7 protein-coding genes are annotated in these 2,460 nt (G+C 49.6%); 5 read left to right on the top strand and 2 right to left on the bottom strand.

All coding sequences use genetic code 11. The annotated features are described in order from the left end of the window. From H511_RS24790 to H511_RS24785, 5 genes are all read left to right on the top strand, one after another. A partial coding sequence (locus tag H511_RS24790) for a DUF7168 domain-containing protein (protein WP_027252028.1) occupies window positions 1–299 on the top strand: 299 nt, incomplete at its 5' end. Between the two features lie 9 nt (window positions 300–308). After that, window positions 309–704, top strand: coding sequence for a hypothetical protein (locus H511_RS0109120; RefSeq protein WP_027252027.1), 396 nt, complete (start codon window positions 309–311; stop codon window positions 702–704). Window positions 705–710: 6 nt separating this feature from the next. Then, complete coding sequence (locus tag H511_RS0109115; protein WP_027252026.1) at window positions 711–1,043, top strand: hypothetical protein; 333 nt, start codon at window positions 711–713, stop codon at window positions 1,041–1,043. Further along, window positions 1,043–1,300: a hypothetical protein gene (locus tag H511_RS0109110; RefSeq protein ID WP_027252025.1), complete on the top strand. Its 258-nt coding sequence runs from the start codon at window positions 1,043–1,045 to the stop codon at window positions 1,298–1,300. The genes H511_RS0109115 and H511_RS0109110 overlap by 1 nt, the downstream gene beginning before the upstream one ends. Further along, window positions 1,290–1,604, top strand: coding sequence for a hypothetical protein (locus H511_RS24785; protein ID WP_027252024.1), 315 nt, complete (start codon window positions 1,290–1,292; stop codon window positions 1,602–1,604). Before H511_RS0109110 ends, H511_RS24785 begins: the two co-directional genes overlap by 11 nt. A 21-nt stretch (window positions 1,605–1,625) precedes the next feature. On the opposite strand, the gene H511_RS0109100 is transcribed toward H511_RS24785, so the two are convergent. Both H511_RS0109100 and H511_RS0109095 read right to left on the bottom strand, forming a co-directional pair. After that, window positions 1,626–1,820: a hypothetical protein gene (locus H511_RS0109100; RefSeq protein WP_027252023.1), complete on the bottom strand. Its 195-nt coding sequence runs from the start codon at window positions 1,818–1,820 to the stop codon at window positions 1,626–1,628. Next, the gene (locus tag H511_RS0109095) at window positions 1,817–2,284 is read right to left on the bottom strand and encodes a RuvC family protein (protein ID WP_027252022.1); all 468 of its coding nucleotides are present in this window, start codon (window positions 2,282–2,284) and stop codon (window positions 1,817–1,819) included. The genes H511_RS0109100 and H511_RS0109095 overlap by 4 nt, the downstream gene beginning before the upstream one ends. Window positions 2,285–2,460: the final 176 nt, after the last annotated feature.

Below are 2,460 nucleotides of genomic sequence, written 5' to 3'. Positions count from 1 at the left end.
CCATCCACAAAAACTGCAAGCCAGCGACGCGAACGCGCCGCGCCGATTTGTATTGCCTGGGGTGGGTGACTGCGGTGAAAAAGAACCTGCCGACATTCGACATGGAACCAGAGCGGCGGGAGGCATTGACCCGTTATTACAATGATGTCACCGCTGGATTTGTGGATGTTAAAACCCGCACTGCAGGCAAAGGCACCCAGCGTGATAGGTACGCATTCGGGGAAGGGGTGAGCAGCGGGAAGGGCTTTAATGTCAATACGCCGGTGAATGGTAAACCGCGCGCTCGGATTTCAGGGTAAAGGGGCTTTATGAGCATCACGCTAGAGCAAGTTCAAGCCAGGTTCAATGAAATGGTTGATGGCACTACGATCTATAACGAATTAGTGTTCAGTTCTGTTCCAGACGCCACGGCTACATTTGCAAAAAACACGCACTCAAATTTAAGCGAGTTCACCTTGCTTACTCAGGAAATAATTGATGAGCAATCTGATAACTATGACGGTTACTTAGACGGCGCAGAGGTTGGCGATCTGGTATTCGGCACAAATGATTGTTGGGTTTCTCAATTGACGGTGGAACGATGGCGATTTGAGTCATCAAGTGTGCTGGGGAAGTCATACAACCGCATTGATGAAATTGCTGAGTTTATTGAGAATGACTTAGCCCTTGATTACCTATCAGCGCACAACGACAAAGAACAGTGAGGCATTATGCAAGACTTCCAATTGAGCGATATCATCATCAACCTGAACCCGCGCCCAGATGAGTTGGCCCCGTTAAACGAAGAACAGGGAACAGAACTCGCGTACCTGGGCGCACTGGCGAAAAAAAAGAAACACGCGGCCTCTCTAATAGTTCACTGTTACAACAGAAATGTGTGCGGGGCGGACGTGTCCGGCTTGGCGTATTACTGCCGTGGTGAAAGCAGCGATACATTAATGAATGCAATGTTCCTGCTGATTAAGTTGAGCGCTTATCTTGAGTCTCATGAAATTTATGGAAGTGATTTTGTCGAGTCGCTTAAAAAGCAGTGGGGATTTTAATGAAAAAACTAAGTCCGGCTCAGGCTAAGGCTGTTGAGTATTTAAAAGAGCATGGTGAACTGGTGAATTACCGGCCTTTCTGGTCTGCTGAGGGTGTTGAAAGAAACCCATTAAGTGATCACCACCCTGAGCTTGTGCCGGTGTGGCATGTTGGCCGCAAAACTTTACTTGTCCTTGAGCGGTTAGGTATCGTTGAATTCACAGAGTACGACGAAAGAGGCATACAAACGCGGGTAAGACTGAAAAGTGAGTCTTAGCTATACCCAGATCAACCAAAAGCTAGAATCTGCCGGTGTAACGCTACGCGTGGCGGCTCTGCTTGAGGTTGTAAGCAGTGGCGTTTACACCTTTCAGGAAATAAGCGACTTAATGGGTGAAAAAGTTGATAAACACGGGCACGGCCCGTGTGTCCGTGTTATTCAGCGATACCCAGAGTTTTTTGTCACTCAGCAGATTGGAATTAATGAGTACCAAGCAAAAGGGCTGTCATTCAGACACAGACGCCCCCGTATTATCCAGTTAACAGCGTTAGGGCAAAAAATGTTGGCGAAGATAAAATAAAGGGCCGTGCGGCCCTTTTGTTTACAACTCAATCTGGCAACAGTCAGTGACTAATCGCCAGTCCTCACGGTAGCCATGCTCTGATCCATATTCGTAATCAAAGCCCTCATCGTGCCAAATCAGCTGAGCCTCATTACCGCAGCTGGGACATTCCGCATAGCTAGGATCATCAATGGCCAGTTCTGACTTTAACCACTCCCGTTCATCGTCCGTCACAGCAGCTGCCTCGCAAACTCAGCCATGCACGCTGCATCTGCAATACCATCATGCGGTACGCGGCACCGTGGCGGCGTCAGCTCAAGATCAGGGTAACGGTTGGCCACATAACCAATTGCCGCCTCCTTATCACGCGTAGTGCCCGCTAAGATCGCCTTTTTCCACATCTGGGGAGTGATCAGCCGGTAGGGGATGGCCAGTGAGTCTAATACCCCCTGAACCACACCGTAACCGGTGCCGAACGTAAACATTGACGTCACGCCTTGCCCTGGTCGCGCTGCCACTTTCTCAACAACAACCATGTCTGGCCGGTGCTGCTTGAGAAACTGCGCGATGGCAAAGCCGTCGATGTCTTTTGCGCCCTTTAACGGCATGACTATCGCTTCCTGCGTTGAGTCAGTGAGCCGAACCAGTGCGCCTTTCTTCCCAGGATCAATACCGACAACCACCCTGTCATACGGCATATCACCTCCTCGTTTTAGTTGCCTAACATTCTATTTCGGCAAACACCAGATAATCATTTTCGGTCAGCGCATAGCCCTGACGTTCTGCCTTACCCAGCCATTCGCACACAAAATCTTGCACGCTATCGGGTATCCCTCCGATCTTCTCTAAACTTGGTTTGAACTCAGGCGGCACA

Source organism: Photobacterium halotolerans DSM 18316 (assembly GCF_000425165.1).
Taxonomy (GTDB): Bacteria; Pseudomonadota; Gammaproteobacteria; order Enterobacterales; family Vibrionaceae; genus Photobacterium; species Photobacterium halotolerans.
The sequence above is the reverse complement of the archived record's forward strand: the minus strand, read 5'-3'. Positions and strand labels throughout refer to the sequence as shown.

Excerpts from the sequence above, each read along its gene's own strand:
- H511_RS0109120 (WP_027252027.1), top strand. The coding sequence starts at position 309 with ATGAGCATCACGCTAGAGCAAGTTCAAGCCAGGTTCAATGAAATGGTT.
- H511_RS0109115 (WP_027252026.1), top strand. The coding sequence starts at position 711 with ATGCAAGACTTCCAATTGAGCGATATCATCATCAACCTGAACCCGCGC.
- H511_RS0109110 (WP_027252025.1), top strand. The coding sequence starts at position 1,043 with ATGAAAAAACTAAGTCCGGCTCAGGCTAAGGCTGTTGAGTATTTAAAA.
- H511_RS0109095 (WP_027252022.1), bottom strand. The coding sequence starts at position 2,284 with ATGCCGTATGACAGGGTGGTTGTCGGTATTGATCCTGGGAAGAAAGGC.